Consider the following 24,366-nt stretch of genomic DNA (forward strand, 5'->3'; position numbering starts at 1 on the left):
ATCCGGCCTGCCGGCCGAATCGTTAAAGGCACTGGCTTTTAACACGCTGTTGAGTTCTCAAGAAACGGACACCCACCGCGCTCGACCGGCTTTCGCTGGTCTCGCCCCGGGGCGACTGTTCTTACTTTATCGGTTCCGGCCGGTTTGTCAATTTCCGGCTTTTCCCGATGCCTTTCGGGTTCCGCTTGCGCGGTTCCTTCCGGGCGGTGTTGCTATTTCATCAGATCCGGCCGGTTTGTCAAAATCGGCCGTTTCCGACCCACCACCGATCGGCGGACACGGCGAAACCGCGTCTGCTTGGTCGGGTGTGGTTCCCCTTCGGGCCGGCCGCCTCGCGGCGTCCTGGCTCCCCTGTGGGGCGGAGAGAACATTATGCCCCCGGGGTCGGGACGTCAAACCGGCGCGCGAGAATTTTTCTGCGAGCCGGTCGGCGGGTGCCGGAAATGTCCCGGGAGCGGGCCGCTCACCTGCGCTGATGCCCGGAACGGGCGTCAGGCGGACTGGGCCAGGTAGCCGCCGAGGAACAGGATGCCCTCGGCGCCCGCCCAGAGGAACGCGGCTGCGGTCAGCATCATTCCGAGCCTGTCCGGGTGACGCCGGACACGCGGCAGTGCCAGCGCGGCGAGCGTGATGGCGATGGCGGGGATGACGACGGCGAGGGAGGCGAGGACGGCGTTCTCGAAGCTCGTCGCGCAGGTGGGGTCGTGGGCTCCGCCCACCTCGCAGAACGCCTGCTCGCCCCAGCCGCCGAACGCGGTGAACGTCCAGAGCGCTGCGAGCACCACGACGGCCACCGCGGGGATCGCGGGCGAGATCCACCACTCGCCGGTACGTCTCGGAGCGACTTGCACGTCGCCTATCTACCCCGCCATGCCCTGTTCCAAAGGGGGTGTACGGCACCGAAATAGGTGCGGATCGCGGGGCGCCACGGGTTGGCGGGCACGCCGGGATACAACACGGCCACGGCGACGCAGTACTTGCTGATCTTCACCGGACGAACGCCCTGGTCGCGCAGGATCCGGTCCACCGGGGCCTCGCCGCCCTCGGACTTCGACTCGATGAGGACGACGCCCGGATCGGCGGCGATCGTGGTGCCGGCGCCGTCGGTGCACGTGAGGGTGGTGTCGAAGGTCACGCGTCCCGGGCCGGACAGCTGGACGAGCGTCGAGCGCAGATAGTCGGTCGTCGCGCTGGTGACGACGGCCCGGGGCGGGTTCGTCCGGTACGCGGACAGCAGGACGTCCTGCAGGAAGGCGCGCGCGGTGCCGTCGAGGGTCGCGCGGCGGGCGGCGTCGTAGGGCATGCGGCGCTTGTCGGTGGCGTTGCGGGCGTCCGACAGCTTGACCTCGAACATGCACTCGCCGCTGTCCATGTACGTGCGGGTCCGCATCTTGTAGCGCTGCCGGCGGCCCTGCCGGTGCTGGCGGAACGTGAGGAGGTTCGGGGTGTCGAAGTAGGTGGAGGAGTAGCGGAAGGCGCGGCGTCCGTCGATCTCCAGGGCGGCGTACTCGCCGTCGAGGCGCGGGAGCATCGCGTCGCACAGCTCGGCGGGCACCAGGTACTTGCGGTCGACGCGGGTCTGGAGTTCGGCGCGGTCGAGGACCTGGGCGAGGGACATGGACGGCAGCGCCCCGGTGAGGCGCGCGACCGCGGCGCTCCCGTCGACGGCCAGGTCGGTGAGGACGGTCATCGCGCCTCGCCTCTCAGGGTGGACGCGGGACGCGTCGGGTACGGGGTGCGGATCTCGGCGGGGCGGGGCTTCGGGGCCGCCCGGCGGTACCGGACGTCGACGATGGAGACGTCCCGCACGTAGTCGACCTCGGTGACGGTGCAGGACAGGACGGTGCCGCCGAGGCGCTGTTCGAGGTCGGCGTGCAGGGCGGCGGGGTCGGCATGGACGACGTCGAGCGTCACCACCTGGCGCTGGGTGCGGGGCGCGAGGCGGGGGTGGTCGGCGAGGTACATCATCGTGAGGAGCACGACGTCGAGCAGGACGGCGAGCCACGGGATGACGGCGGCGATGCCGTTGACCAGGCCGAGGGCGAGGGCGACGAAGTAGTAGCCGACCTCCTCCTGGGTGATGGCGTCCGAGCGGAGCCGGATGATCGACAGGACGGCGAAGAGCCCGAACCCGACGGCGACGTCGGCCCGTTCGGCCAGCAGCAGCGAAACCACCGTGAAGACTCCGACGTTGACCGCTATGTAAGCCAGCCGCAGGTCCTTGCGGTGGTGCCGGCGGAAGTAGATCACGTGCGCGAGCACGGTGATCGCGGTCAGGTTCGCGGCGAGGCCGTACAGGACATGTTCAGCCACAGGTTCCTCCTGGTTGCGGTCTGGTTCATCGAGTACGGTTCCCGGCCGCGATGGGACTCGGGTGAGAGCCACATGAAAGAGCGTTCATCGAGCGCGCGACCTGCGATGCGGCGCCTCGGCCGGATGAAAGCCTTCTCATGTGGGCTTAACCGTGGGTTCGGGGAGCGCGTGCGAGGTTGGCGGCATGTCGGTTTCAGTACGCAGGTGGTGCGTGGGCGTCGCGGTGGGCGGGGTGTTGCTCGTCGCCGCGGTGGTGGGCGTCGTCCAGGCGCGGGAGAGCACGCCGCCGTCGCTCGGCGGGACGATCGAGGTCAGCGAGTCGCCGGGGACGAACGGGCCCGGACCGTCCGGGGCGCCGGGGGCGTCTCCGGGCGGGGGCGCGTCGCCCGCGCCGAGCGGGGGGCCGGGCGGGCGGGCGGTGTCGCCGCCGCCGGTCCAGCCGGGCGACGACGACAATGACGACGGAGCCTACGGGGACGACGACGGCGATGACGGGTGAGGTCCGGGTGACCGCGCGGGCGCGGATCGTCGGCTGGATGCTGCTGCTGGTCGGGCTGGCGCTGGCCGGGTCGGTGACGGTGACGTGGTCGGTGCTGTCGGCGCGGCTGAACGACCGGGTGAACAACGAGCTGACGCACGAGGCGAACAAGCTCCGCAGCTACATGAAGAACGGCGTCGACCCGGCCTCGGGGCAGCGGCCGGCGAACCTGACCCAGCTGCTGGAGGGGTATCTCGTCCACAACCTGCCGGACGGCTACGAGACGTTCTTCTCGGTCGTGGACGGGCGCACCGAGAACCGCAGCGCGCAGGATCCGCTGGCGCGGCTCGACCTGGACCGGGCGTTCGTCGCGAAGGCGGCGCAGGCGAAGCAGCCGACGTACGGCTGGGCGGAGTCGAGCGCGGGCGACGTCCGGTACGCGGTGCTGCCGGTGCGGATGGCGGGCGATCCGCGGCAGGCGGCGCTCGTCGTCGTCGAGTTCCGGGACGCGCTGCGCGACGAGGTGAACGAGACGACGCGGGTGCTCGGGTTCACCGCGTTCGGGGCGCTCGCGGTGGCGGGCGTGGTCGGGTGGCTCATCGCGGGGCGGGTGCTCGCGCCCATCCGGCTGGTGCGGCAGACCGCCGAGCAGATCGGCGAGTCGGACCTGACGCGGCGGCTGCTGGTGCGCGGCAACGACGACGTCGCGGCGCTCGCGTCGACGTTCAACCGGATGCTGGACCGGCTGGAGTCGGCATTCGCGGCGCAGCGGCGGTTCCTGGACGACGCGGGCCACGAGCTCCGCACGCCCATCACCGTCATCCGGGGGCACCTGGAGCTGATGGGCGACGACCCGGACGAGCGCGAGGAGACGCGGACGCTCCTGATGGAGGAGCTCGACCGGATGAACCGGATGGTCAACGACCTCATCATGCTCGCGAAGGCGGACCGCCCGGACTTCCTCGACCTCGGCGAGATCGACCTCGCCGACCTGACGGTGGACGTCGTCGCGAAGTCGCGCGGGCTCGGCGACCGGCGGTGGCGCGTCGGCGCGGTCGCGGAGGTGCGGGTGCTCGGCGACGCGCAGCGGCTGACGCAGGCGCTGATGCAGCTGGCGTCCAACGCGGTGCGGCACACCGGCGACGGCGACACGGTCGAGGTGGGGTCGGCGGTGCGGGACGGGTCGGTGCTGCTGTGGGTGCGCGACACCGGGCCCGGCGTCGCCCCCGAGGACCGCGAGCGGATCTTCGAGCGGTTCGTCCGGGCGGGGTCGGGGCCGCGGCCGACGGAGGGGTCGGGGCTGGGGCTCGCGATCGTCGCGTCCATCGCGAAGGCGCACGGCGGCGGGGTGAGCGTGCACAGCCCGCTGGAAGGCGGCGCCCAGTTCGTCCTGGACATCCCGTTGCGTCCGGTGGTCGACGCGGGCGCGACCACGGTCGTGATGACGGCCCCGGAGGTGTCGCGGTGAACCGGATCCTGATCGCCGAGGACGAGCGGCGCATCACGTCGTTCCTGGAGAAGGGGCTGCGCTCGAACGGGTTCACGACGTCGGTCGTGGCGGACGGGCTGTCGGCGTACGAGCACGCGCGGACGGGCGAGTTCGACCTGATGATCCTGGACCTGGGCCTGCCGGTGCAGGACGGCTTCACGGTGCTACGGCGGCTCCGCGGCGAGCGCGTCACCATGCCGGTGATCATCCTGACGGCGCGGGACACGGTGGCGGACACCGTCGCGGGCCTGGAGGGCGGCGCGGACGACTACATCGCCAAGCCGTTCGCGTTCGAGGAGCTGCTCGCGCGCGTCCGGCTGCGGCTGCGCACGGAGCGGATCCCGGAGGCGACCGTGCTGCGGGCCGGGGACCTCGACCTCGACCTGCGGACCCGGCGGGCCCGCATCGACGGGCGGACCGTGGAGCTGACCGCGCGCGAGTTCGCCCTGGCCGAGGTGTTCTGCCGGCACCCCGACCAGGTGCTCACCCGCGAGCAGCTGCTCAGCCAGGTGTGGGGCTTCGACTTCGACCCGGGGTCGAACATCGTCGACGTCTACATCCGGTACCTGCGGCGCAAGCTGGGCACGGCCCGGATCGAGACGGTCCGCGGCGTCGGGTACCGGCTGCGCCCGTGACCGCGCCCCCGGCCGCCGACCGTCCGGCCGGGGGCGCGCGGTCAGGTGATGTCCTTCGACTCGTGCAGCGTCATGTCCATGACGATCGCGGTGAGCGCGGCCATCGTGCGCAGCGGCTCCGGCACCGGGTCGAAGATCTCGACGTCGTACTTGTCGGCCGTCGTCAGCAGGTGGGTGACCACCCCGGCCCACTTCTTGCGGACGTGCGCGACCTTCTTCCCGTCCGTGTCGCGGACCGCGAAGTTGTTGCGCGGGATGTCCACCTCGACGTCGCCGATCGCCGTGCCGTCCGGGTCCTGGATGGCGTAGAAGCGGCCGACGCGGCGGGTGACGAACGTTCCGACGACGTCCCCCTCGGGACGGCGCACCTCGGTGAGCGCGCGTCCCTTCTGCTTGTCGACGACGAGGATCGGCTCGCCGTCGGGCGTGCTCAGCAGCACCGCGCGGGCGTCCAGGTCCGACTTGCCGGGGAAGGCGGTGCGGAGCGCCTCGCCGCGCCGCCGGTCGGTCTCGTCGGCCACGGCGACGGTCGTCCCGTCCCCGTCCATGACCCGGTACTTCGACTTCGCGAACGGGCCCCTGCGAGGCTGTTCGACCCTGAACACCGGGGAGCTGAACACTTCGCTCACGCGTCCTCCCGCCTTCCCGGCCCGCGGCCGCGGGCCGCCTCCGTGGCGTCCGGCGCGGTCCGCGCCGTCCAAGCGGCGATCCTGCCAAGGGCCGCGCGCGAGGGAAAGCCCCGGACGGGCGACGTCGCCGTGCGGCGGGTCAGCCGGGGATCCAGTCCTTGCCCTCGTAGAGGATCAGGTCGATCGCGAGCGGCGACACGACCACCAGCGTGCGCAGGGGATCGGCGGTCGCCCGGTGGATCTCCAGCCGGTACTTGTCCGCGCTGAGGGCCATTTCGGTCGCGAATCCCTTCCATTTCTTGTCCATCTGCGCGACGTGCGTCCCGTTCGCGTCGACGATCCGGAACTTGCGCATCCAGGGGCCCGCGTCCATGGCGCCGATCGGGCGTCCGGCCGCGTCCAGGACGTCGAAGGCGTGCCGGCGGTTCGTCGCCCGCCGGATCGACCCGACGACGGTGCCGTCCGGGAGGCCCGCCTGCGCCCAGTCCGACCCGCCCTGGACGGTGAGCAGCGGATGCCCGTCCGGGCTCTCCACATGGACGACGCGGCCGGCGCCGCCGTCACCGAGGACGACCCGGAACGTCTTCTTGAGCGCCGACACGTCGCCCTCGGCCGCGCGCGCCACCAGCGTGCCCTGACCGTCGAACACCTTGTACTCGGAGCGGGCGGAGGGGGCGCGCCGCGGCTGGTCCACCGTCAGCACCGGGGAGTCGAAAAGCTGGTACACGGCTCGTGCTCCTTGCGAGTGGGAGGGACGTCACCCCAGGCCGGCGAGGTCGGCGAGGAGTTCGGAGGCGGTGACGGGGTCGAGCGCGCCGCGCGGGGGCGCGGTGAACCGGACCTCGCGCAGCGTCTGCTCGGGGAACACGTCGACGGCGAGGACCGCGATGCCCGGGGCCAGCTCGACGACCAGGTCGGGCGCGTCGCCGGGGAGGCGGCGGACGACCGAGTGGTACACGCCGCCGTCCTCGGCCGGGCCGCGCTCCCAGCCCTTGCGCAGCAGCCCGAGGATCGCGCCGGACGGGACGGTCGCGCCCTCGAAGCGCGCGAGCCGCCCGGTGTCGCGCTCGGTGCCGCCGAGCTCGTCCACGTGCCGTCCGAGCTGCGGGAACGGCTGGACGATCTCGTAGTCGGCGAACAGCTCGGCCCACGCCGCGACCGCGCCGCCGAGGTCGAGGGGGTGCGCGATGCCGATGCGCGCGTCGTCCGGGAGCCGCACCGGGGCGTCGGCGGCGTCGGCGAACGTCCGGTCCTCGGCGATCCGGAACGCCGTCCCGCCGGTCGTCCAGACGAGCCTTCGGGCGATGTGCCGCAGCAGCGGGTGCCGGACGAAGTACCGCTCGAACTCGTCGGCGGTCCACCGGCGTCCGGTCGTCATCGCGCGTTCGAGCCGCCGGATCTGGTCGCCGGCGATGCCGCGCACGTCCTTCTTCAGCGCCGCGAACCGCTGGTACGCGGCGGGCGCGAGGTCGGCGTCGTCCTTCGCGCCGGGCTTCGGGAGGGCCTTGCGGTGCTTGCCCGCCTCGTCGATCACGAACGGCCGCAGTTCCTCGTCGAACCCGACCGTGAACCGGCGCGGGCCGTAGTCGAGGACGAGCGTCCCGGCGTCGTCGAGGCCGAGGTCGGGGACGAGCCGGTCGGCGAGTTCGTCCGGGGAGAGCCCGCGCGCCTTCGCCGCCATGGCCAGGCAGTTCTCGGCCGTCCGGCGGCGGCCGGGGGCGGACGCGCGCTGCGCGACGCGGTGCAGCTGGATCAGCGCGGTGTCGGTGCCGATCGCCCGCAGCACCTGCACGGCGTGCTTGTCGGTGCCCGACCCCGGCCACTTCAGCAGCAGGGCGCCGAGCCGCCGGGCGGCGTCGTCGTCGGCCGTCCGGCAGAGCTGGTCGAGGACCCAGCCGCTGCGGGACGGCGTCCGCTGCGCGATCCAGCGCTCGAAGATCGCGCGGCCGAACGCGGCCAACGACGCGGGCTCGCACGCGTCGAGCGCCTCGTCGAGTTCCGGGTTCGTCGTCGGCTCGCCGCCCCACGGCAGGGCCACGTAGAGGGTCAGTGCGCCGATGAGGTTCTCGATCGCCTCCGGCGGCAGCATCCGTCCGTCCCGCAGACGGACCTCGGGCAGTTCGTCCCGGTTCAGCCAGGTGGCCGTCAGGGGCCGGACGGGCTTGGCGGGCGGCTCCGCCGGTGCCTCCTGGGCGCTCTCCTCGGCCAGGAACCCCTCGACGGCCTCGGCCGCGCGGTCGCCGTACCGGCGGGCGGCGTCCACCACGGCCGGGACGCCGTGCCGGGACGCGATGTGGGCCAGCGCCGCCCGGGCCTTGTCACGCGGGACGCGCGCCTTGCCCAGCGCGTCCGGCACCAGGAACGGCACCGCGTCGGCGCCGTGCCCGGAGAGCCACTCGGCGGCGACGCGCCGGGTCGAACCTTGCGACAGCCAGTGGGCCATCAGCACGGCCGTCTCCAGGTCGAGGAGGGGCAGCAGCGCCCGGTCGCCGCCGTAGCGGCGGTCGACCTTGGCGTGCGGGAACACGATGTGGTGGGCGTCGAGTCCGAAGCGGGCCAGCAGCGCCTTGAGGTCGTCGCCCCTGGGACCCGAGCCTCCCTTGGGGTTGGTGCTCCAGTCCGCCAGCAGCGGCCGGACGAGCTCCTCGGGGGCGCGCTTGAACATGTACGTCTGGCACGGCGTGTAGGTGACCGTCCCGTCCTCGTACGCCCGGACGAGCCCCTCCCACCCTTCGCTCTCCAGGATCGCCTTCTCTTTGTCGCCGAGATAGGACGGCCTGTCGCAGAGCTTCAGCCATTCCTCCCGCTCGCCGTCCGCCCACACGAGGCTCCGGTCCGCGGGCGGCTCCAGGCCCGGGACGAGCGCGGCCCCTTTCGCCGCGGCCCTGGTCGTCTCGCGGTACGCGCGGGCGTCCCGTTCCCAGGGCGGGTCGACCAGCAGCCGGGGCAGCGCGTCGCTCATCCCGATCCTTCCGACGTCGGTGAATGTGGGGATCGGACGCACGTGTTCGAAGATCGGTTCACTCGTTCTCGGGCACGCGAAAGGGGGCGGTCCCGCGGGACCGCCCCCTTTTGCAGCCGTTCACCCGATGCGGGTGGGCGTGGACCCGATCAGAAGTCCATGCCGCCGGCGTCGGGCATGCCGCCCGCCGGGGCCGCGTTCTTCTCGGGCTTCTCGGCGATGACGGCCTCGGTGGTCAGGAACAGCGCGGCGATCGACGAGGCGTTCTGCAGCGCGGACCGGGTCACCTTGGCCGGGTCGAGGATCCCGGAGTCGAACATGTTGACGTAGTCGCCCGTGGCGGCGTTCAGGCCCTCACCCGGCGTCAGGTTGCGGACCTTCTCCACCACGACGCCGCCCTCGAGGCCGGCGTTCACGGCGATCTGCTTCAGCGGCTCCTCGAGCGCGCGCTTGACGATGTTGGCACCCGTGGCCTCGTCGCCCTGCAGCTCGAGCTTGTCGAACGCCTTGGTGCCGGCCTGCAGCAGCGCCACGCCACCGCCGGGGACGATGCCCTCCTCGACCGCGGCCTTGGCGTTGCGGACGGCGTCCTCGATGCGGTGCTTGCGCTCCTTGAGCTCCACCTCGGTCGCGGCGCCGGCCTTGATGACCGCCACACCGCCCGCGAGCTTGGCCAGGCGCTCCTGGAGCTTCTCGCGGTCGTAGTCGGAGTCGGTGTTGTCGATCTCGGTGCGGATCTGGTTGACCCGACCGGCGATCTCGTTGGCGTCACCGGCGCCGTCCACGATGGTGGTCTCGTCCTTGGCGACGACGACCTTGCGGGCGCGGCCCAGCATGTCGAGCGTGGTGTTCTCGAGCTTGAGGCCCACGTCCTCGCTGATGACCTGGCCACCGGTCAGGGTGGCGATGTCGCCCAGCATGGCCTTGCGGCGGTCGCCGAAGCCCGGGGCCTTCACGGCCACGGACTTGAAGATGCCGCGGATCTTGTTGACGATCAGCGTCGCCAGCGCCTCGGCCTCGACGTCCTCGGCGATGATCAGCAGCGGCTTGCCGGACTGCATGACGCCCTCGAGGACCGGCAGCAGGTCCTTGTTGGCCGACACCTTCCCCTGGACGATCAGGAGGTACGGGTCCTCGAGGACCGCCTCCATGCGCTCGGGGTCGGTCACGAAGTAGTGCGAGATGTAGCCCTTGTCGAAGCGCATGCCCTCGGTCAGCTCGAGCTCCAGACCGAAGGTCTGGCTCTCCTCGACCGTGATGACGCCTTCCTTGCCGACCTTGTCCATCGCCTCGGCGATCATCTCGCCGATCTGCTGGTCGCCGGCGGAGATGGAGGCGGTGGAGGCGATCTGCTCCTTGGTCTCCACGTCCTTGGCCAGCTTGGACAGCTCCTCGCTGACCCGCTCGACCGCGGCCTCGATGCCCCGCTTCAGCGACATCGGGTTGGCGCCCGCAGCGACGTTGCGCAGACCCTCGCGCACGAGCGCCTGGGCCAGCACGGTCGCCGTCGTGGTGCCGTCACCGGCGACGTCGTCGGTCTTCTTCGCTACTTCCTTGACGAGCTCCGCGCCGATCTTCTCCCAGGCGTCCTCGAGCTCGATCTCCTTGGCGATCGACACACCGTCGTTGGTGATCGTGGGGGCGCCCCACTTCTTCTCCAGCACGACGTTGCGGCCCTTGGGGCCGAGCGTCACCTTCACGGCGTCGGCGAGCTGGTTCATGCCCCGCTCGAGACCGCGACGGGCGTCCTCGTCGAACGCGATCATCTTTGCAGCCATAGGCTCCAAGTCCTCCCGGAACAAGGTGGCTTAGACGGATCGAGCCGACGCCCGCGACGGACGACCCCGGCCGACGACTCCCATTCCGCCGCCGCTCCGAGGCCTCATCGCCCCGACCCAGACTGTGAAGTTGTCACTCTCCACAGTGGAGTGCCAACCGTTTTTTAGCACTCTACCCTGTCGAGTGCAAGCAACGCGCACCCTCCGCGAAGGAAGGTTCGTCTACCTCCCCAGACCCACCCTGACCAGCCCCGGAGCCGCTACCAGGGGCGTCCTGAGCGTGTCGTCGGACACCTGCCGAGGTCAGGGCGGGGGGTCGCTGCGGAGCGGTCTTGGGGTCTCGGCTGCTACCGCGAAGCCGGACGTTCTGTCCCATGGCACCGCTGACCAGAGGCTTTCCAGCACCGTCCATATGCGGTCCACCAGCGGCCAATCCGGGCGGGCACCGGTCAGGGTGATGACGGCCATGAGGTCGCTGCCCCAGACGCCGTGCTCGTCGTCCGGGTCCGCCGCGATCACGTCTTCGGCGATGGACCGCACGCCGGCGTGGATTTCCAGCAGCAGGTAGTCGGCCGCCGGTCTCTGCCGGTCGGTGCCGGTGACCAGCCTGAAGCTATGGACGGCATCGATTTCGGGTTCCGGCCACTCGCCCGGTAGATAAGGCCCCTGTTCGCCGAGGAGAGGCGGTCCGTTCTCCAGTAGAGCATCCAGCACACGGTCCATTGCCCCTGCGGCAGTCTCCTGTTCTGCTCCTTTACAGAAGAACACGAGTCTGTAGGTCATAATTGCCCTCTGGTGCCGGCAGTGATGTCAATGCGTGTGCCCATGCCCTGCTGCGGGTGTGGTGTTTCGCGTGTGGCGAGGTCTGGATAGCTTTGGGGCTTGGGTGAGTTTTCGGTTGGCGGCTTATGCCGTGTGCGTCGAGGACGGGCGGGTGCTGCTCGCGCGGCATGTGTCGCGGGCGGGTGAGAGCAACTGGACGCTTCCGGGCGGCGGGGTCGAGCACGCGGAGGATCCGTTCGACGCGGTGGTCCGGGAGGTGGCCGAGGAGACCGGCTGCGACGCGGTGGTCGAGCGGTTGCTGGGCGTCGACTCGCGGGTGATCCCCGCGGCGGAGCGCGCCGTTCCGGGCGGACCCGAGCACCACAACGTCGGAATCTTCTACCAGGTGCGCATCACCGGGGGGCGGCTCCGGCCCGAGCCGGGCGGCGCGACGGCCGAGTCGGTCTGGACGCCGATCGCGGACGTCGTCCGGCTGGGGCGGTCGTCGCTGGTGGATGTCGGGCTCGCCCTGGCGCGGACGCGGCCGCCGACCGGGCACGTCGCGGGGGTTCCGGTCGGCGGGCCGGTCCGGCACTGATCAGGTGGCGATCGCTTTCCGGAGGGCGTCCAGGCGGGCGTAGTGGTCGTCCAGCCATCCGTCGGGGACCTCGATGGTGAGTTCCACCGCGGTGAGGGACGCCCGGCCGTCGACCACGGTCACGTGCAGGCGGTCGTCGTCGTCCAGTTCGAGCCAGATCTCCGCGCCGCGGCCGTCCTCGCGCCAGGCCGTGTTGTCGCCCCGGTCGAGGTCGTCGAGGACCTCGCCCCACTCGTCGAGCTCGTCGGGGAACACGGTGCTCGGCACCCGGCCGTTCACGAAGGGGCTGCAGACCTCGATCTCGCCCGTCAGGACGTCGCCGTCCAGGGCCGTGAACCGGTGGACGACGCCGTTGCCGAGATCGTCCGCCAGATGGATCAGGTCGGGCACATCGCTAGCCGTCATCGCCACATGCTAGACACCGCGGGCGCCCGGCCGCCGCCGGAACGGGTGCACATATGGGGACCGGCGCCGGTTCGCGAGGTGAACGGCGGCGGGATCGGGGGGCGTTTTTCGGCGGCGGTTCCGATATGTGAACGACCGCTCCGGACGTGGTGTCCGGAGCGGCCGTTCGGGATCGATCCCCGCCGACCGGCTGGGACGGTCGGCCGCATTGCTGTCCTGCGGTCGGTGGCCATGGTCGGCACGCTGAGCACCTGCCACCGCTCGGCGGGGCCGCGGACTACTTCACGGAGTCCTGCTCGGACCCCTCCACCTCGTTGATCGCGGTGTTGCCCTTGCCGTCCTTGAGCGTGGTGTGGAAGTCGCCGGTCTTCACCGACTCGTTCCCGACCTCGGGCGACGCCTCCGGCGAGCCGGTGACGTTGCTGAACGCGAGGTCGCCGGGGCCGGACTCGGCGACGATGGTCGGGCCGTTGACGCCGACCTTCGAGTGCTTCGCCGAGAACACGGTGTCCGGGCCGCCCTTGTGGTCCCCGTGGCCGCCCTTGTGGTCATCGTGGCCACCGGTGCGGGCACTCTGCTCGGGCGTGCCGGCCTCCTCGCCCTGAGCCTCCTGGGCGTGGGCCTCCGGCTTGGCCTCGGGCTTCGCCTCCTGGGCGTGGGCCTCGGGCTTGGCCTCCTGGGCGTGAGCCTCGGGCTTGGCCTCCTGGGCGTGAGCCTCGGGCTTGGCCTCCTGAGCGTGGGCCTCCTGAGCGTGGGCCTCCGGCTTGGCCTCGGGCTTCGCCTCCTCGGCCTTGGCGTGCTGGCCGTCCGCCTCCTTGGCGTGGCCCTTGCCGTCGCTCTTCACCGAGTCCTGCTCGGCGCCCTCGATCTCGTTGACGACGGTGTTGCCCTTGCCGCCCTTGAGGTCGGTCTTGATGTCGCCGGCCTCGACCGACTCGTTGCCCACCTTGGGCGACGCCTTGGGCGAGCCGGTGACGTTGCTGTACGCGAGGTCACCCGGGCCGCTCTCGACGACGTAGACCGGGCCGTTGTGGCCGACGGTGGCGTTCTCCACGATGAAGACGTTGATGTCCTTCTTCGCCGTGGCCTCCGGGGCCGCCATGGCCGACGGCGCCAGGAGGATGGGCGCACCCATCGCGATCCCGCCGATCACCGCCGCACGAGCAATGCGATTCATGCCTTTCCCTTCTGTTTGCGAAGCGACGCGCTCCCTGCTGGAGCACTCAGCCCCAACTCTTCCAGGAAAGAAATGACGCAACACTCAAGTCCTCGGCCAACATTTTCCAAGATCATCCCAGCAAAAGCGGAGGCAGAGAAAGCGAGTACCCAGCCGAGCACGGGTCTCGGGAAAAGAGATGATCACTAGAATTGAACCCGTTATGTCCAGTTATCCACCAATGTAGCCGGTGGATATATACCGCAAAGCGCCCGGCATACTTCGCGTGGTCGGCGCTGTCACCCGACACCGGGACGAGCGACCCGCCCGGCGCACGTCCGACGTGCGCCGGGCGGGTCGGGTCGGGACGGGCGGGACGGGCGTCAGCCGCCGGCGACCGCGGGGATGATCGAGATCTGGGTGCCGGGCGGGGTCGGGGTGTCGAGGCCCTCGGCGAACCGGACGTCCTCGTCGCCCACGTACACGTTGACGAACCGGCGGATCTTGCCGGCGTCGTCGAGGATGCGGGCGGAGATCCCGGAGTAGCCGGCCTCGAGGTCGGCGACGACGGCGCGCAGGGTCTCGCCCTCGGCCTTCACCTCCGCCTCGCCGCCGGTGTAGGTGCGCAGGATCGTCGGGATCCGCACGGACACGCTGCTCATTGCTCGGCTCCTTCTCGTTGTCAGGCGAGGCCCGCGGCGCGGAACGCTTCCAGGGACGGGGCGATGTTCGCGCTCGGCGCGACCACGGGGGCGACGGCGTCCAGGGTCTTCAGCCCGTCCCCGGAGTTGATGATCACGGTCTCGGCGGCGGGGTCGAGCGCGCCGTCCTCGATCAGCTTGCGGAGGGTCGCGACGGTGACGCCGCCCGCGGTCTCGCCGAAGACGCCCTCGGTGCGGGCGAGCAGCCGGATGCCCTCGACGATCTGCTCGTCGGTGACGTCCTCGATGGCGCCGCCGGTGCGGCGGGCGACGTCCAGGACGTACGGGCCGTCGGCGGGGTTGCCGATGGCGAGGGACTTGGCGATGGTGTCGGGCTTGACCGGGCGGATCACGTCGTGCCCGGCCTTGAACGCCGCGGACACCGGGGAGCAGCCGGCGGCCTGCGCGCCGAACACCTTGTAGGGGCGGTCCTCGACGAGGCCGAGCTTGATGAGCTCCTGGAACGCCTTGTCGATCTTGGTGAGCTGGGAGCCGGACGCGATCGGGACGACGATCTGGTCGGGCAGCCGCCAGCCGAGCTGCTCGGCGATCTCGTAGCCGAGGGTCTTGGAGCCCTCCGCGTAGTACGGGCGGACGTTGACGTTCACGAACGCCCAGTCGTCCTGCTCGCCGGCGATCTCGGACGCGAGCCGGTTCACGTCGTCGTAGTTGCCGTCGACCGTGACGAACGTGCCGCCGTACACGGCCGTCGTGATGATCTTCTGCGACTCCAGGTTGGACGGGACGAACACCGCGGAGCGGATCCCGGCGCGGGACGCGGCGGCGGCGACGGCGTTCGCGAGGTTCCCGGTGGACGGGCAGGCGAGCACCTTGAAGCCGAGTTCGCGGGCGGCGGCGAGCGCGACGGCGACGACGCGGTCCTTGAACGAGTGGGTCGGGTTGCCGCTGTCGTCCTTCACCCAGAGCTTCTGCAGGCCGAGGGCCTCGGCGAGGTTGTCGGCGCGGACGAGCCGGGTCAGGCCGGGCTCGGTGTTCGGCGTGGACGCGACGTCGGACGGGACGGGCAGCAGGCCGCGGTACCGCCAGATGTTGCGGGGCCCGGCCTCGATGTCGGCGCGGGTGATGCCGCCGAAGTCGTAGGAGATCTCGAGGGGGCCGAAACACTCCTCGCACGCGTAGTGCGGGCCGAGTTCGCGGGACGTGCCGCATTCGCGGCAGACGAGGGCGGTAGCGGGGCCGAGGTCGGCGGTGGCAGGCGTGTTTGCCATGAGGGCGAGGCCTTTCTCCCCATCTTTCCTGCGCCACCTTGGTCGCAGGCCGGAGTTGGCACCTTCTCCCGGCCGGCCTCGCGGGGGTCGCGAGCGCACACGAGCCGGGTGGTTGCCGGGGCTTCGCAGGGCCGGTCCCTCCACCCCTCTGGATGAGCGGTATTCAGTTGTTCGAGCGCTCTTTGGGCTCGTATGCGTGACTTTACATGACCTGACCGGATCGCAGACAGGTGGGTTCCACGCTGTGAGACGTTACCCGGACGTGCTCTTGATCACGCGCCCTCCGTCTGCGGCTGGACGCCGGACACCGGCGGGACGCGGTCCGCGGGGCCGCCGGGCGCCTGGGTGGGGTCGAGGAAGACGTGCCGGACGAGCGGGTACCGCTCGCGCAGCCGGCGGTCGATGGCGCCCGCGACGTCCTCGGCCTCGTCGGCGCTGATGTGGTCGGAGAAGTGGACCTTCGCGGCGACGAGCAGTTCCTCGGGGCCGAAGTGCATGGTGAGCAGGGACTCGACGCCGGTGACGCCGCGCGCCCCGGCGATCTCGGCCTGGATGCCGCGCTGCACGGCGGGGTCGGCGGCGCGGCCGATGATCAGCCCCTTGCTCTCCCGGCCGATGACGAACGCGAGCGCCGCCAGCAGCACCCCGATCAGGACGGACGCGAGGCCGTCCCAGAAGTCGGACCCGGTGAGCTCGCGGAGGCCGAGCCCGGCGGCGGCGAGCACGAGGCCGATCATCGCGGCGGAGTCCTCGAACAGGGCGGTCTTGAACGTGAGGTCGGGCGACCGGCGGACGTGCTCGACGAGGTCGTGCTCGCTGCGCCGGGTCTCCATGCGGGCCTGGTGGAAGGCGCGGATCCAGGACGTCCCCTCGAGGACGGCGGCGAGGCCGAGGACGGCGAAGGCGAGGCCGGCGCCGCTGTCGTCCCGGCTGTGGCCGGTCATGGTCAGCACGCCCTCGAAGATCGAGTAGCCCGCGCCCGCGACGAAGATGGCGCCGGCGGCGAGCAGGGACCAGAAGTACCGCTCGTTGCCGTAGCCGAAGGGGTGGCGCCGGTCGGGGCGCCGCGCGCTCCGCCGCAGGGAGATCAGGAGGAAGACCTGGTTGAGGGTGTCGCCGACGGAGTGGGCGCCCTCGGCGAGCATCGCGCTGGACGCCGACACCAGCCCGGCGATGATCTTCGCGAAGGCGAGGAGGAGGTTAGCGGTAAGTGCGACGAGCACCGTTTTCGTGGTCTCTGTCCTGCTCATCCGAGCCCGCTACCCGTCGCAAACCCCCTTAATCCAGGCGATCGCGCCACCTTCCCCCTACCTCCCGGGTCACGTTGAAGCGCCGCGACCCCAACTGAGACCCTGCGGGTATGAGTCGAGTGCTGGTGGCGTCGAACCGCGGCCCGGTGTCGTTCTCGCTGTCCGACGACGGCGCGCTGACGATGCGCCGCGGGGGCGGCGGCCTGGTCTCGGGCCTCGCCGCCGTCACCGGCACGGCCCCGGACGGCAGCGGCGACGCGGCGCCCGGCGCGGCGCCCGGCGAGGCGCATGGCGGCGCGGCGGACGAGGCGTCCGGGCGGGCCGCGGACCCGAGCGTCCTGTGGGTGTGCGCGGCGCTCGGCGACGCGGACCGGACGGCCGCGCGGCGGGCCCCCGACGGGCGCATCGACCTCGCGGGCCACGACACCGGCGGCGCGGCGGTGCGGATGCTCGACATCCCCGCGTCCACGTTCCACCGCGCGTACAACGAGATCGCGAACTCGACCCTGTGGTTCGTCCACCACCTGCTGTACGACACTCCGCGGCGCCCCCACTTCGACGCCCGCGCGCGCCGGGACTGGCAGTCGTACGAGGCGTACAACGCGGCGTTCGCGGACGCGCTGGCGCGGGACGCGGCGCCGGGCGCGAAGGCCGCGATCCAGGACTACCACCTGTCGCTGGCCCCGCGGATGCTGCGCGAGCGGCGGCCCGACGTACGGATCGTCCACTTCTCCCACACGCCGTGGGCGCCGCCCGAGTACTTCCGGCTGCTCCCCGACGACATCGGCGAGCAGCTCCTGCTGGGCGTCCTCGGCGCCGACCACGCGGGGTTCCTGACCGAGCGGTGGGCCTCGGCGTTCCTGGACTGCTGCGCGCTGCTGCCCGGCGCCCGCGTCGACCGCGCGGCCCGGACGGTCGCGTGCGGCGGGCACGTCACGCGGGTGGGCGTGCACGGGCTCGGCGTGGACGGGCCCGCCCTGCGGGAACGCGCGGCGGAACCGGACGTCGCGGAACGGGCGCGCGCGCTGCGCGAGCAGGTGGGCGACCGGCAGCTCATCGTGCGCATCGACAGGACGGAACTGTCGAAGAACATCGTGCGCGGGCTCGCGGCGTACCGGGAGCTGCTCGTGAACCATCCGGAATGGCGCGGACGCGTGGTGCACCTGGCGTTCGCGTACCCGTCGCGGTACGACCTGCCCGAGTACCGCGAGTACACGGAGGCGGTGCGGCGGGAGGCGGAGCACATCACCAAGGAGTTCGGCACCGACACGTGGGAGCCGCTGATCCTGCAGGTGAACGACGACTACCCGCGCTCCCTGGCCGCCTACGGGCTCGCGGACGTCCTGCTGGTGAACCCGATCCGGGACGGGATGAACCTCGTCGCGAAGGAGGGCCCGGTGCTGTCGCGGGGCGGCTGCGCGCTCGTCCTGTCGCGGGAGGCGGGCGCGGCGGCCGAACTGTCCGGCGACGCGCTCGTGGTGAACCCGTACGACGTGACGCAGACGGCCGAGGCGCTGCACCGGGCGCTGCTGATGCCGCGGGACGAGCGCGCGGCGCGCCGCACCCGGCTCGCGGCGGCCGCGACGGCGCTGCCCCCGCAGCGCTGGTTCGCCGACCAGCTCGCGGCGCTCGACTGACCCGCCCGGACGTCCGGACGGGCGCGTCACACGTCGGAGGTGAGCCGGGCGCGCTCGGGCGGCAGGAGGCATTCGACCGGGTTCGGCTCGTGGTGGCGGCGCCAGCGTTCCCGGACCGCCTGCTTGCGCTGCGCCATCCGCCGGTGCGCGCCGACCCTGGCGTACCGGGCGAGGTGCGCGGCGGCGGGCCGGGGCAGGCCGCTCGGCTCGTACCCGTACTCGGCGAGGCGGTCGCCGAAGGCGGCCTCGGCCAGGCTGATCTGCCAGGGGTCGAGCCGCTGCGCCCACGAACCGACCTGGACGGACGTGACGGCGTCGTGCGTGCGGCCGTGCCAGCGCTTGCGCAGCGGGACGGTCCGGCGCGCGAGGCCCTGCGGGCTCGTCATCGCGGGGTCGAAGTCCTCGCCGAGGAAGGCGCAGAGCCGGATCAGCTCGTCGGCGGGGTCGGCGACGAGACGCTCGTACTGCAGCTCGTAGTACGTGTCGGGGCCGAGCCGGGACGCGAGGCGGCGGCCCTGGTCGATCGCCTCCCGCCACGCGCAGATCGCGTGGTGGATGTCACGGTCGTACCAGGGCATCTCCTGCAGGGACGCGATGCAGTCGCGGCCGTCCCGGACGAGGTGGACGAACTGGGCGTCCGGGAACATGCGCAGCAGCGCGCCGGTGTGCCGCGCGTAGCTCGGCCGCTTGTCGCCCCAGCGCGGCTTGCCGAACCGGCGGGCGTACGCGCGGAACACCACCCCGTACGCGGAGCCGAGCGTGGGCGGGGCCGCGGCGATCTCGGCGGCGATCTCGGCGGCGTCCAGTCCGAGCTCGTGGAACTTCGTCTGGGGCCGGCCGGTGATCCACTCGGCCAGCGCCCGCCTGTTCGCACTGTCCCGCAGGTCACCGAACTCGCACCGTTGCGTATAGCCGGGGAGGACGAACTTGGTCTCGGGGGCGATCGCGATGCGCCGGTGCGAGTGCAGCATCAGCTGGAGCATCGTCGTCCCCGAGCGGGGGCAGCCGATGACGAAGATCGGTCGCTCGGAACGGGCGGCGGGACCTGGTGACATGCACGGAATGCTCGCGGCGGCGCGCGCGCCGCGCCCGGCGCATCGACCGATCGTTGCGGCGCGATTACCCAGCCTTGACGCCCGCCGCCCCGCGGATGTCCGGACGTTTCGCGGCACGTCGCACTACGTGCGCCGTACTACGCGCGTCGCGCTACGCGCGTCGCGTCCGCCGCCTGCGCGGTGTCAGGTGTAGGACTCGCCGAGCGTCTGCCGCACCTGCCGCCGCGCCTCGTGGATGCGCGACTTGACCGTCCCGAGCGGGAGCTTGAGCTGCTCGGCGATCTCCGCGTACTCGAGCTGGGAGACGTCCCGCAGGACGAGCGCCTGGATGAGGTCGGGCTTGCGGGCCTCGAGGTCCTCCATGGCGTCGAGGATGTCGACGCGGGAGCCCGCGATGACGCTGGTACGGCGCGGGTCGGGCCGCTGCTGCGGCAGCTCGCCCGCCTGCTCGACCGAGCGGCGCTTCAGCGACCGGTAGGTGGAGCGCGCCGAGTTCGCGACGACGACGTGCAGCCACGTGCTGAACCGGGAGCGGCCCTCGAACCGGTGGATGTTCCGCGCGACCTGCAGCAGCGCGTCCTGGCACGCCTCCTCGGCGTCCTGCCGGCAGGGCAGGAACCGGGCGGCGTGCCGCAGCACGTCGGGCTCGATCTTGCGGAGGAGGTCGTTGAGGGCGGCCTGATCGCCCTGCGCGGCCCGCAGGGCCAGCTCCTCGGTCCGTTCATCGAATGCCATGCCGTGCCTCAATGCTCGATCGCACACTCACCCCGTTTGTTGGGCATGATACGGGAGTGTCCTTCCCACCGAACGTCGACCGTTACCGAATCGATCGCGCCCTGGGTTCCGGGGCTTTCGCGTCCGTGTGGCTCGGGCACGACGACGCCTTGGAATCGCCGGTGGCCATCAAGGTCCTGTCCGGGAGCCTCATCGACGACCTCGACGTGCGCAACCGGTTCCTCGAAGAGGCGCGCATCCTGCGCAGGGCCGACTCCGAGCGTCTCGTGCGAGTGCACGACATCGGCGAGCTCCCCGACCGGCGCCCGTACTTCGTCATGTCGTACGCGGACCGCGGAACGCTCGCCGACCGGATGCGCGAACGGCCGCTTCCGGTCAACGAGGCCATCGCGCTCGCCGAGGAGATCGCCTACGGGGTCGAGGTGATCAACGCGCTCGGCGTGATCCACCGCGACCTGAAGCCGTCGAACGTGCTGTTCCAGTCCACCCCGGACGGCGGCGAGAAGCTGCTGATCGCCGACCTCGGGCTGGCGAAGGCGCTGGCGCACGCGTCCGGGGCGTTCACGCTGCCCGTCGGCACCCCCGGCTACATGTCCCCCGAGCAGGCCCGCTTCGGCGGCGGCCTGGACGTCCGCGCGGACGTCTACGGGCTGGGCGCGCTGACCTACCACATGCTCGCCGGGCGCGCCCCCGGCCCGGCGCCGGTGAAGTCGCCGCCGAGCGAGCTGCGCGAGGGCGTGACCGCCGCGATGGACCAGGTCGTCCTGCGCGCGCTGGAGGTCGACCGGGAGAACCGCTGGCCGACCGCCGACGCGTTCGCCGAGGCCCTCTCCACCCTCATCCCCCCGTCCGCGCGGTTCGCCGCGTCGCAGCCCTCCGCGCCGGCTGCGCCGCCCTCGACCCCGTCGGCCCCGTCGGCCCCGCCGGATCCTCCCGTGACGATGCTCGACGAGACCGCGCCGCCCGTGCCGTCCGCGTCCGAACCGGCCGCCCCCGCCGAGCAGCCGATCGACCCGGACGCCACCGTGCTGGACTTCCGCCGCGACGAGACGCCCCCGTCATCGCCGTCGTCCGCGCCGTCGTCCGCGCCGCCGTCGTCCTCGTCCTCGGCCGGGGCGGTGCCGCCGAGCATGCAGACGCGGTTCGACCCGCCGCCCGCCGCGGACGGCGACCAGACGATCGTCGACCATCCCGGTTCGCGTCCGGGGGACGGCGGCGGGTTCGGTCCGTCGCAGCCGTCCCAGCCGTCGCAGCCGCCGTCGTCCGGGCTCGCCGACGGCGCCACGGTGGCGATCCCCTCGCAGCACCCGTCGTCCGCGCCCAGTACCGACGACCAGCGCACCGCGGCGTTCCCGGCCGGGCGGCCGCCCGGGCCGGTGCCGCACTCGGGCCAGGGTGCCCCGCCGCCGACCGGCTTCCAGCCGCCCCCGCCCGTGCAGGGCCAGGGGCGGGGCGGCGCGGGCGGTGCCGGCGGCGGACCGGGCGGACGGCTCAAGGGCGCCGGCGGCCGGTACGGGACGCCGCTGATCATCACGGCGGTCGTACTCGCGGTCGCGGTCGTCGCGGGCCTCCTGCTCGGCACCCTGTTCTCCGGCGACGGCGGCGGGTCGGGAGACGGCGGCGAGGAGAACGCGATCCCGAAAGACTTCGTCCAGATCTCCAACAACGGCGGCAAGATCAAGGCGGCGGTGCCGAAGGCGTGGCCGCTGCAGCAGGCGCAGACCTGGGCGCCGTCGATCGTCGGGCTGAACGACCCGCAGGATCGTCCCGTCCTCCGCGCGACCACCAACGTGGACGGCTTCCAGGGCGACGGGGCCGTCCCCGGCGTGTTCATCGGCGTCACCACCGACCTGCGGCAGGGGCAGCTCCCGCCGCCCACCGCCGCGCGGCACCCGCAGTGCCGGCAGGCCGGGCCGGAGAACTACACGTCGCCCGACAAGGCGTTCGCCGGGACGATCACGCGGTTCACCGGCTGCACGTCCGGGACGGCGTCGGTCACGGAGGTCGGGCTGCGGCACCAGTCGGGCAAGTTCGGGCTGTGGATCCGGGTGAAGGAGACCGACGACCGCAAGGCGACCACCGACATCCTCGACCACCTGCAGGTGACCGGCCCCTGATCCGGCGCCCGCGCCGCTTCCCGCCAGTACGTTCGCGCCCGGGCCCGCTCGTCCTCGACGAGCGGGCCCGGGCGCTCCGCGTTCGTGCGCCGTCCGGGGCCGGGACTTGCCAACGACAGTTTGCCGATATATCGTTAATGCATCGCAACCGATCATAGAAGGAGACAGCGATGCATGCACACGACATGCGGGGCCCCGGCCCCTTCCAGCGGAAGGAACAGCGCGCACGGCGCGGCGGCGGCCCCTTCGGCCCCGGAGGTCCGGGCGGCCCGATGGGCCCCTTCGGCCCGGGCGGACCGGGTCCCTGGGGGCACGGCCACCGGGGCGGCGGGCGCGGCGGCCGAGGCGGGCGCCGCACCCGGCGCGGCAACGTCCGCGCGGCCCTGCTCGCGCTGCTCGCCGAGCGCCCCATGCACGGCTACGAGATGATCCAGGAACTGGACGAGCGCACCGGCGGCGTCTGGCGTCCGAGCCCCGGCTCGGTCTACCCCACCCTCCAGATGCTGGAGGACGAGGGCCTGGTCACCAGCCGCGAGGACGGCGGCAAGCGGCTGTTCGAGCTCACCGACACGGGCCGCGCGGAGGTCGCCAAGCAAACCACCGCCCCCTGGGAGGAGGTCACCGACGCCGCGGGCGAGAACGTCCTGCGGGGCCGCGAGGCCGTCGGGCAGCTCATGGGCGCCCTGCAGCAGGTGATGGCGGTCGGCAGCGAGACGCAGAAGGCGCGCGCGCTGGACGTCGTCAACGACGCCCGCCGCCGCATCTACGGGATCCTCGCCGATGACCCCGAAGCGGAGTGACCCCGGTCAGGGGCCGTCGCGCACAGCGCGACGGCCCCTTTTCCATGCCCCTCAGCTCGGGAAGGGGGCCGGCTTGGCGAGCCGGTCGTTCATGTAGAGCTGCCGCCAGATGTACAGGCCCAGGTCCGTGCCGTCGATGCGGCGGTCCACCGGCACGGTGACCGTCGCCCGCACCAGGTACGACGAACCGGGCGGCATCCACTTGTCGCCACCCTCGCCCGCGACCAGTTCCCCGCCCGCCAGGGTCTTGACCACCCGGCTCTTGGTCGGCGGCGTGCACATGTCCTCGGGCACCCCCGCCTGCGGCATGCAGCGCCCCCGCGCGTCGGCCGCCACGAGGTCCGCCTTCACGAACACGTCCCCCGGGAAGTCCAGCAGGACCCGCTCGTTCTTCGGGTTCGTCAGGAGGTACTCGATGTACGGGTAGGACGTCCCGGACGGGGCCGCCGACTGCGTCGACGGCATCGCCGCGTCGCTCACGCCCGCGGTCACCGCCGCGATCCGGTAGCGCGAACCGTCGGCCGTCCCCACCTCGACCGCCTTCCCCGCCTCCGGCAGCGGGACGGACGCCGTCCCGTTCGGCCGCTCGCCGCCGCCCGCACCGCCGAGCGCCGCGTTCCCGGCCTCGCCCTCCCGCCCGCTCGACGTCACGACGACCCCCGCCGTCACGAGCCCCGCCAGCGCGACCACCGCGGCCGCGACGAACCCCGCACGCCTGCCCGCACGCCTCCCGGACCGCCCGCCGGGCCCCTCCGGCCCCGGGTGCCCGTCCGGACGCGCCCGCTCGTCCGCCGCCCGCTCGGCGCGGGCCCGCTCCCTGCGCCCGCGCCCACCCCGCGTGCCGAGCCGGACCTGGACGCCGCTCGTCTCCCGCGTCCCCATCGGCCCGGTCGTGGAAGCCGCCTCATCCCCGGCCCCCGCACCCGGCCCCGCACCGGACGCCGACGGCTGCGGCATCGCGGGCCCGGACGGCTGTCCCGCACCGGGCACGAACCCCGGTCCGTCGCCGGGTGCGAACACCCGCCGATCCTCGGGTACCGACGCTTGCGCCAGCGCGGGCCCGGACGGCTGCGTCGTTCCGGGGGCGGCGGGTCGGTGGTCGCCGGGTGCGGTGGGCGCGGGCGGCCGGTCGCCGCGGTAGACGCCGTCCGTCCGGTACGGGCCTGCGGCGGCGCCGGGCGGGCGCATGCCGGACGTCCCCGGCGCCTCCGGCACGGACGGCGTCCATCCCGGGGGTGGTCCGTGGACGATCGGGCTCGTCGGCGCGCCGGGCGGGATCGGGGTGCCGGGTGGGGGCGGCGCGGCGCCATGGGAAGGGGTCGGCGGCGCCGTCCCGTCGGAACGACGTGGCACCGTCGGGTCCATGTTCACCGTCCAGCCTCCCCAAAGCCTCGTGCGGTTTCCCCCTGTGAGCACCATATTTTGACCTAATCGTCACCGGAATCCACAGGTGCCCCCGTAGTCGAGCGAGATCCAACAAAAGCGGACGAGGCTCTTATCACTCGCAGATAGCCCGGGGAGGGCGGGGGCTAGATCGTTGATGGGGTTGTTGGGTGCCCTAGTCAGTGGTCGTAGGCGATCAGTGATCGTTTGACCGGGGCGCCGATGAGCCAGTTGTGCCAGATGGCGGCGTTGAG

Annotated in this window: 23 protein-coding genes and 1 riboswitch; of the genes, 7 read left to right on the plus strand and 16 right to left on the minus strand. The window is 72.3% G+C overall.

Translation table 11 applies throughout. The annotated features are described in order from the left end of the window. Positions 1–491 precede the first annotated feature (491 nt). From AB0L25_RS39765 to AB0L25_RS39775, 3 genes are read right to left on the minus strand one after another with little or no spacing between them, the layout of a single operon-like run. Positions 492–851: a hypothetical protein gene (locus AB0L25_RS39765; protein WP_500178691.1), complete on the minus strand. Its 360-nt coding sequence runs from the start codon at positions 849–851 to the stop codon at positions 492–494. Positions 852–856: 5 nt separating this feature from the next. Continuing rightward, the gene (locus AB0L25_RS39770) at positions 857–1,690 is read right to left on the minus strand and encodes a polyphosphate polymerase domain-containing protein (RefSeq protein WP_500178692.1); all 834 of its coding nucleotides are present in this window, start codon (positions 1,688–1,690) and stop codon (positions 857–859) included. Then, a complete protein-coding gene (locus AB0L25_RS39775) occupies positions 1,687–2,313 on the minus strand; it encodes a DUF4956 domain-containing protein (RefSeq protein ID WP_500178694.1) in 627 nt (208 codons plus the stop codon). The genes AB0L25_RS39770 and AB0L25_RS39775 overlap by 4 nt, the downstream gene beginning before the upstream one ends. A 184-nt stretch (positions 2,314–2,497) precedes the next feature. Between AB0L25_RS39775 and AB0L25_RS39780 the strand changes: the two genes are divergently transcribed. The 3 genes from AB0L25_RS39780 to AB0L25_RS39790 are packed head-to-tail and all read left to right on the plus strand — an operon-like array spanning position 2,498 to position 4,915. Continuing rightward, a complete protein-coding gene (locus tag AB0L25_RS39780; protein WP_500178696.1) occupies positions 2,498–2,812 on the plus strand; it encodes a hypothetical protein in 315 nt (104 codons plus the stop codon). Continuing rightward, positions 2,802–4,259: a sensor histidine kinase gene (locus tag AB0L25_RS39785; RefSeq protein WP_500178698.1), complete on the plus strand. Its 1,458-nt coding sequence runs from the start codon at positions 2,802–2,804 to the stop codon at positions 4,257–4,259. Before AB0L25_RS39780 ends, AB0L25_RS39785 begins: the two co-directional genes overlap by 11 nt. Next, positions 4,256–4,915, plus strand: coding sequence for a response regulator transcription factor (locus tag AB0L25_RS39790; protein ID WP_026405123.1), 660 nt, complete (start codon positions 4,256–4,258; stop codon positions 4,913–4,915). The genes AB0L25_RS39785 and AB0L25_RS39790 overlap by 4 nt, the downstream gene beginning before the upstream one ends. Before the next feature lie 41 nt (positions 4,916–4,956). Here the strand turns inward: AB0L25_RS39790 and AB0L25_RS39795 are convergent, their stop codons facing one another. From AB0L25_RS39795 to AB0L25_RS39815, 5 genes are all read right to left on the minus strand, one after another. Beyond that, positions 4,957–5,544 carry a phospholipid scramblase-related protein gene (locus tag AB0L25_RS39795; RefSeq protein ID WP_500178700.1) on the minus strand — a complete coding sequence of 196 codons (588 nt, stop codon included), beginning with the start codon at positions 5,542–5,544 and terminating at the stop codon, positions 4,957–4,959. A 139-nt stretch (positions 5,545–5,683) separates the two neighbouring features. Then, positions 5,684–6,271, minus strand: coding sequence for an LURP-one-related family protein (locus AB0L25_RS39800; RefSeq protein ID WP_500178702.1), 588 nt, complete (start codon positions 6,269–6,271; stop codon positions 5,684–5,686). Positions 6,272–6,301: 30 nt separating this feature from the next. After that, positions 6,302–8,506: a DUF4132 domain-containing protein gene (locus tag AB0L25_RS39805; protein WP_500178703.1), complete on the minus strand. Its 2,205-nt coding sequence runs from the start codon at positions 8,504–8,506 to the stop codon at positions 6,302–6,304. 149 nt (positions 8,507–8,655) lie between these two features. Further along, complete coding sequence (groL, locus tag AB0L25_RS39810) at positions 8,656–10,284, minus strand: chaperonin GroEL (RefSeq protein WP_500178705.1); 1,629 nt, start codon at positions 10,282–10,284, stop codon at positions 8,656–8,658. A 303-nt stretch (positions 10,285–10,587) separates the two neighbouring features. Continuing rightward, positions 10,588–11,007 carry a hypothetical protein gene (locus AB0L25_RS39815; RefSeq protein WP_500178707.1) on the minus strand — a complete coding sequence of 140 codons (420 nt, stop codon included), beginning with the start codon at positions 11,005–11,007 and terminating at the stop codon, positions 10,588–10,590. 163 nt (positions 11,008–11,170) lie between these two features. Here AB0L25_RS39815 and AB0L25_RS39820 point away from each other — a divergent pair, with 163 nt between their 5' ends. Next, the gene (locus AB0L25_RS39820; RefSeq protein ID WP_500178709.1) at positions 11,171–11,644 is read left to right on the plus strand and encodes an NUDIX hydrolase; all 474 of its coding nucleotides are present in this window, start codon (positions 11,171–11,173) and stop codon (positions 11,642–11,644) included. Here the strand turns inward: AB0L25_RS39820 and AB0L25_RS39825 are convergent, their stop codons facing one another. The 5 genes from AB0L25_RS39825 to AB0L25_RS39845 form a co-directional block, all read right to left on the minus strand. Next, on the minus strand, positions 11,645–12,049 hold the full coding sequence (locus AB0L25_RS39825; RefSeq protein ID WP_500178710.1) for a DUF5959 family protein: 405 nt from the start codon (positions 12,047–12,049) through the stop codon (positions 11,645–11,647). 277 nt (positions 12,050–12,326) lie between these two features. Next, positions 12,327–13,226, minus strand: a complete 900-nt coding sequence (locus tag AB0L25_RS39830; RefSeq protein WP_500178712.1) for a prolipoprotein diacylglyceryl transferase — start codon at positions 13,224–13,226, stop codon at positions 12,327–12,329. Positions 13,227–13,588: 362 nt separating this feature from the next. Beyond that, on the minus strand, positions 13,589–13,867 hold the full coding sequence (locus AB0L25_RS39835; protein WP_500178713.1) for a MoaD/ThiS family protein: 279 nt from the start codon (positions 13,865–13,867) through the stop codon (positions 13,589–13,591). Between the two features lie 20 nt (positions 13,868–13,887). Beyond that, complete coding sequence (gene thrC / locus AB0L25_RS39840; protein WP_500178715.1) at positions 13,888–15,135, minus strand: threonine synthase; 1,248 nt, start codon at positions 15,133–15,135, stop codon at positions 13,888–13,890. A 16-nt stretch (positions 15,136–15,151) separates the two neighbouring features. Further along, a riboswitch (SAM riboswitch) is annotated at positions 15,152–15,294 on the minus strand. Positions 15,295–15,407: 113 nt separating this feature from the next. After that, complete coding sequence (locus tag AB0L25_RS39845; RefSeq protein ID WP_500178717.1) at positions 15,408–16,385, minus strand: cation diffusion facilitator family transporter; 978 nt, start codon at positions 16,383–16,385, stop codon at positions 15,408–15,410. A gap of 110 nt (positions 16,386–16,495) precedes the next feature. Between AB0L25_RS39845 and AB0L25_RS39850 the strand changes: the two genes are divergently transcribed. Further along, complete coding sequence (locus tag AB0L25_RS39850) at positions 16,496–18,022, plus strand: alpha,alpha-trehalose-phosphate synthase (UDP-forming) (RefSeq protein WP_500178718.1); 1,527 nt, start codon at positions 16,496–16,498, stop codon at positions 18,020–18,022. A gap of 26 nt (positions 18,023–18,048) precedes the next feature. Here the strand turns inward: AB0L25_RS39850 and AB0L25_RS39855 are convergent, their stop codons facing one another. After that, entirely contained in the window at positions 18,049–19,077 is a 1,029-nt protein-coding gene (locus tag AB0L25_RS39855) for a sulfotransferase family protein (protein WP_500178720.1), read from the minus strand. 183 nt (positions 19,078–19,260) lie between these two features. Next, a complete protein-coding gene (locus tag AB0L25_RS39860) occupies positions 19,261–19,812 on the minus strand; it encodes an RNA polymerase sigma factor (RefSeq protein WP_026405134.1) in 552 nt (183 codons plus the stop codon). Between the two features lie 11 nt (positions 19,813–19,823). Between AB0L25_RS39860 and AB0L25_RS39865 the strand changes: the two genes are divergently transcribed. Further along, positions 19,824–21,929 (plus strand): serine/threonine-protein kinase, encoded by a 2,106-nt coding sequence (locus AB0L25_RS39865; RefSeq protein WP_500178723.1) that lies wholly within the window; start codon positions 19,824–19,826, stop codon positions 21,927–21,929. A 170-nt stretch (positions 21,930–22,099) separates the two neighbouring features. Beyond that, a complete protein-coding gene (locus tag AB0L25_RS39870; protein ID WP_500178724.1) occupies positions 22,100–22,729 on the plus strand; it encodes a PadR family transcriptional regulator in 630 nt (209 codons plus the stop codon). 51 nt (positions 22,730–22,780) lie between these two features. Here AB0L25_RS39870 and AB0L25_RS39875 read toward each other — a convergent pair whose 3' ends face one another. Beyond that, positions 22,781–23,944, minus strand: a complete 1,164-nt coding sequence (locus AB0L25_RS39875) for a hypothetical protein (protein WP_500178726.1) — start codon at positions 23,942–23,944, stop codon at positions 22,781–22,783. Positions 23,945–24,366: the final 422 nt, after the last annotated feature.

This window comes from Spirillospora sp. NPDC052242 (assembly GCF_040679555.1).
Classification (GTDB): Bacteria; Actinomycetota; Actinomycetes; order Streptosporangiales; family Streptosporangiaceae; genus Spirillospora.

Bases quoted from the DNA above. Each gene is read 5' to 3' on its own strand.
- AB0L25_RS39830 (WP_500178712.1), bottom strand. From the start codon at position 13,226: ATGAATCGCATTGCTCGTGCGGCGGTGATCGGCGGGATCGCGATGGGT.
- AB0L25_RS39815 (WP_500178707.1), bottom strand. From the start codon at position 11,007: ATGGACCGTGTGCTGGATGCTCTACTGGAGAACGGACCGCCTCTCCTC.
- thrC (WP_500178715.1), bottom strand. From the start codon at position 15,135: ATGGCAAACACGCCTGCCACCGCCGACCTCGGCCCCGCTACCGCCCTC.
- AB0L25_RS39785 (WP_500178698.1), top strand. From the start codon at position 2,802: ATGACGGGTGAGGTCCGGGTGACCGCGCGGGCGCGGATCGTCGGCTGG.
- AB0L25_RS39870 (WP_500178724.1), top strand. From the start codon at position 22,100: ATGCATGCACACGACATGCGGGGCCCCGGCCCCTTCCAGCGGAAGGAA.
- AB0L25_RS39845 (WP_500178717.1), bottom strand. From the start codon at position 16,385: ATGAGCAGGACAGAGACCACGAAAACGGTGCTCGTCGCACTTACCGCT.
- AB0L25_RS39855 (WP_500178720.1), bottom strand. From the start codon at position 19,077: ATGTCACCAGGTCCCGCCGCCCGTTCCGAGCGACCGATCTTCGTCATC.
- AB0L25_RS39850 (WP_500178718.1), top strand. From the start codon at position 16,496: ATGAGTCGAGTGCTGGTGGCGTCGAACCGCGGCCCGGTGTCGTTCTCG.
- AB0L25_RS39770 (WP_500178692.1), bottom strand. From the start codon at position 1,690: ATGACCGTCCTCACCGACCTGGCCGTCGACGGGAGCGCCGCGGTCGCG.
- AB0L25_RS39780 (WP_500178696.1), top strand. From the start codon at position 2,498: ATGTCGGTTTCAGTACGCAGGTGGTGCGTGGGCGTCGCGGTGGGCGGG.
- AB0L25_RS39805 (WP_500178703.1), bottom strand. From the start codon at position 8,506: ATGAGCGACGCGCTGCCCCGGCTGCTGGTCGACCCGCCCTGGGAACGG.
- AB0L25_RS39825 (WP_500178710.1), bottom strand. From the start codon at position 12,049: ATGACGGCTAGCGATGTGCCCGACCTGATCCATCTGGCGGACGATCTC.
- AB0L25_RS39865 (WP_500178723.1), top strand. From the start codon at position 19,824: ATGCTCGATCGCACACTCACCCCGTTTGTTGGGCATGATACGGGAGTG.
- AB0L25_RS39860 (WP_026405134.1), bottom strand. From the start codon at position 19,812: ATGGCATTCGATGAACGGACCGAGGAGCTGGCCCTGCGGGCCGCGCAG.
- groL (WP_500178705.1), bottom strand. From the start codon at position 10,284: ATGGCTGCAAAGATGATCGCGTTCGACGAGGACGCCCGTCGCGGTCTC.
- AB0L25_RS39835 (WP_500178713.1), bottom strand. From the start codon at position 13,867: ATGAGCAGCGTGTCCGTGCGGATCCCGACGATCCTGCGCACCTACACC.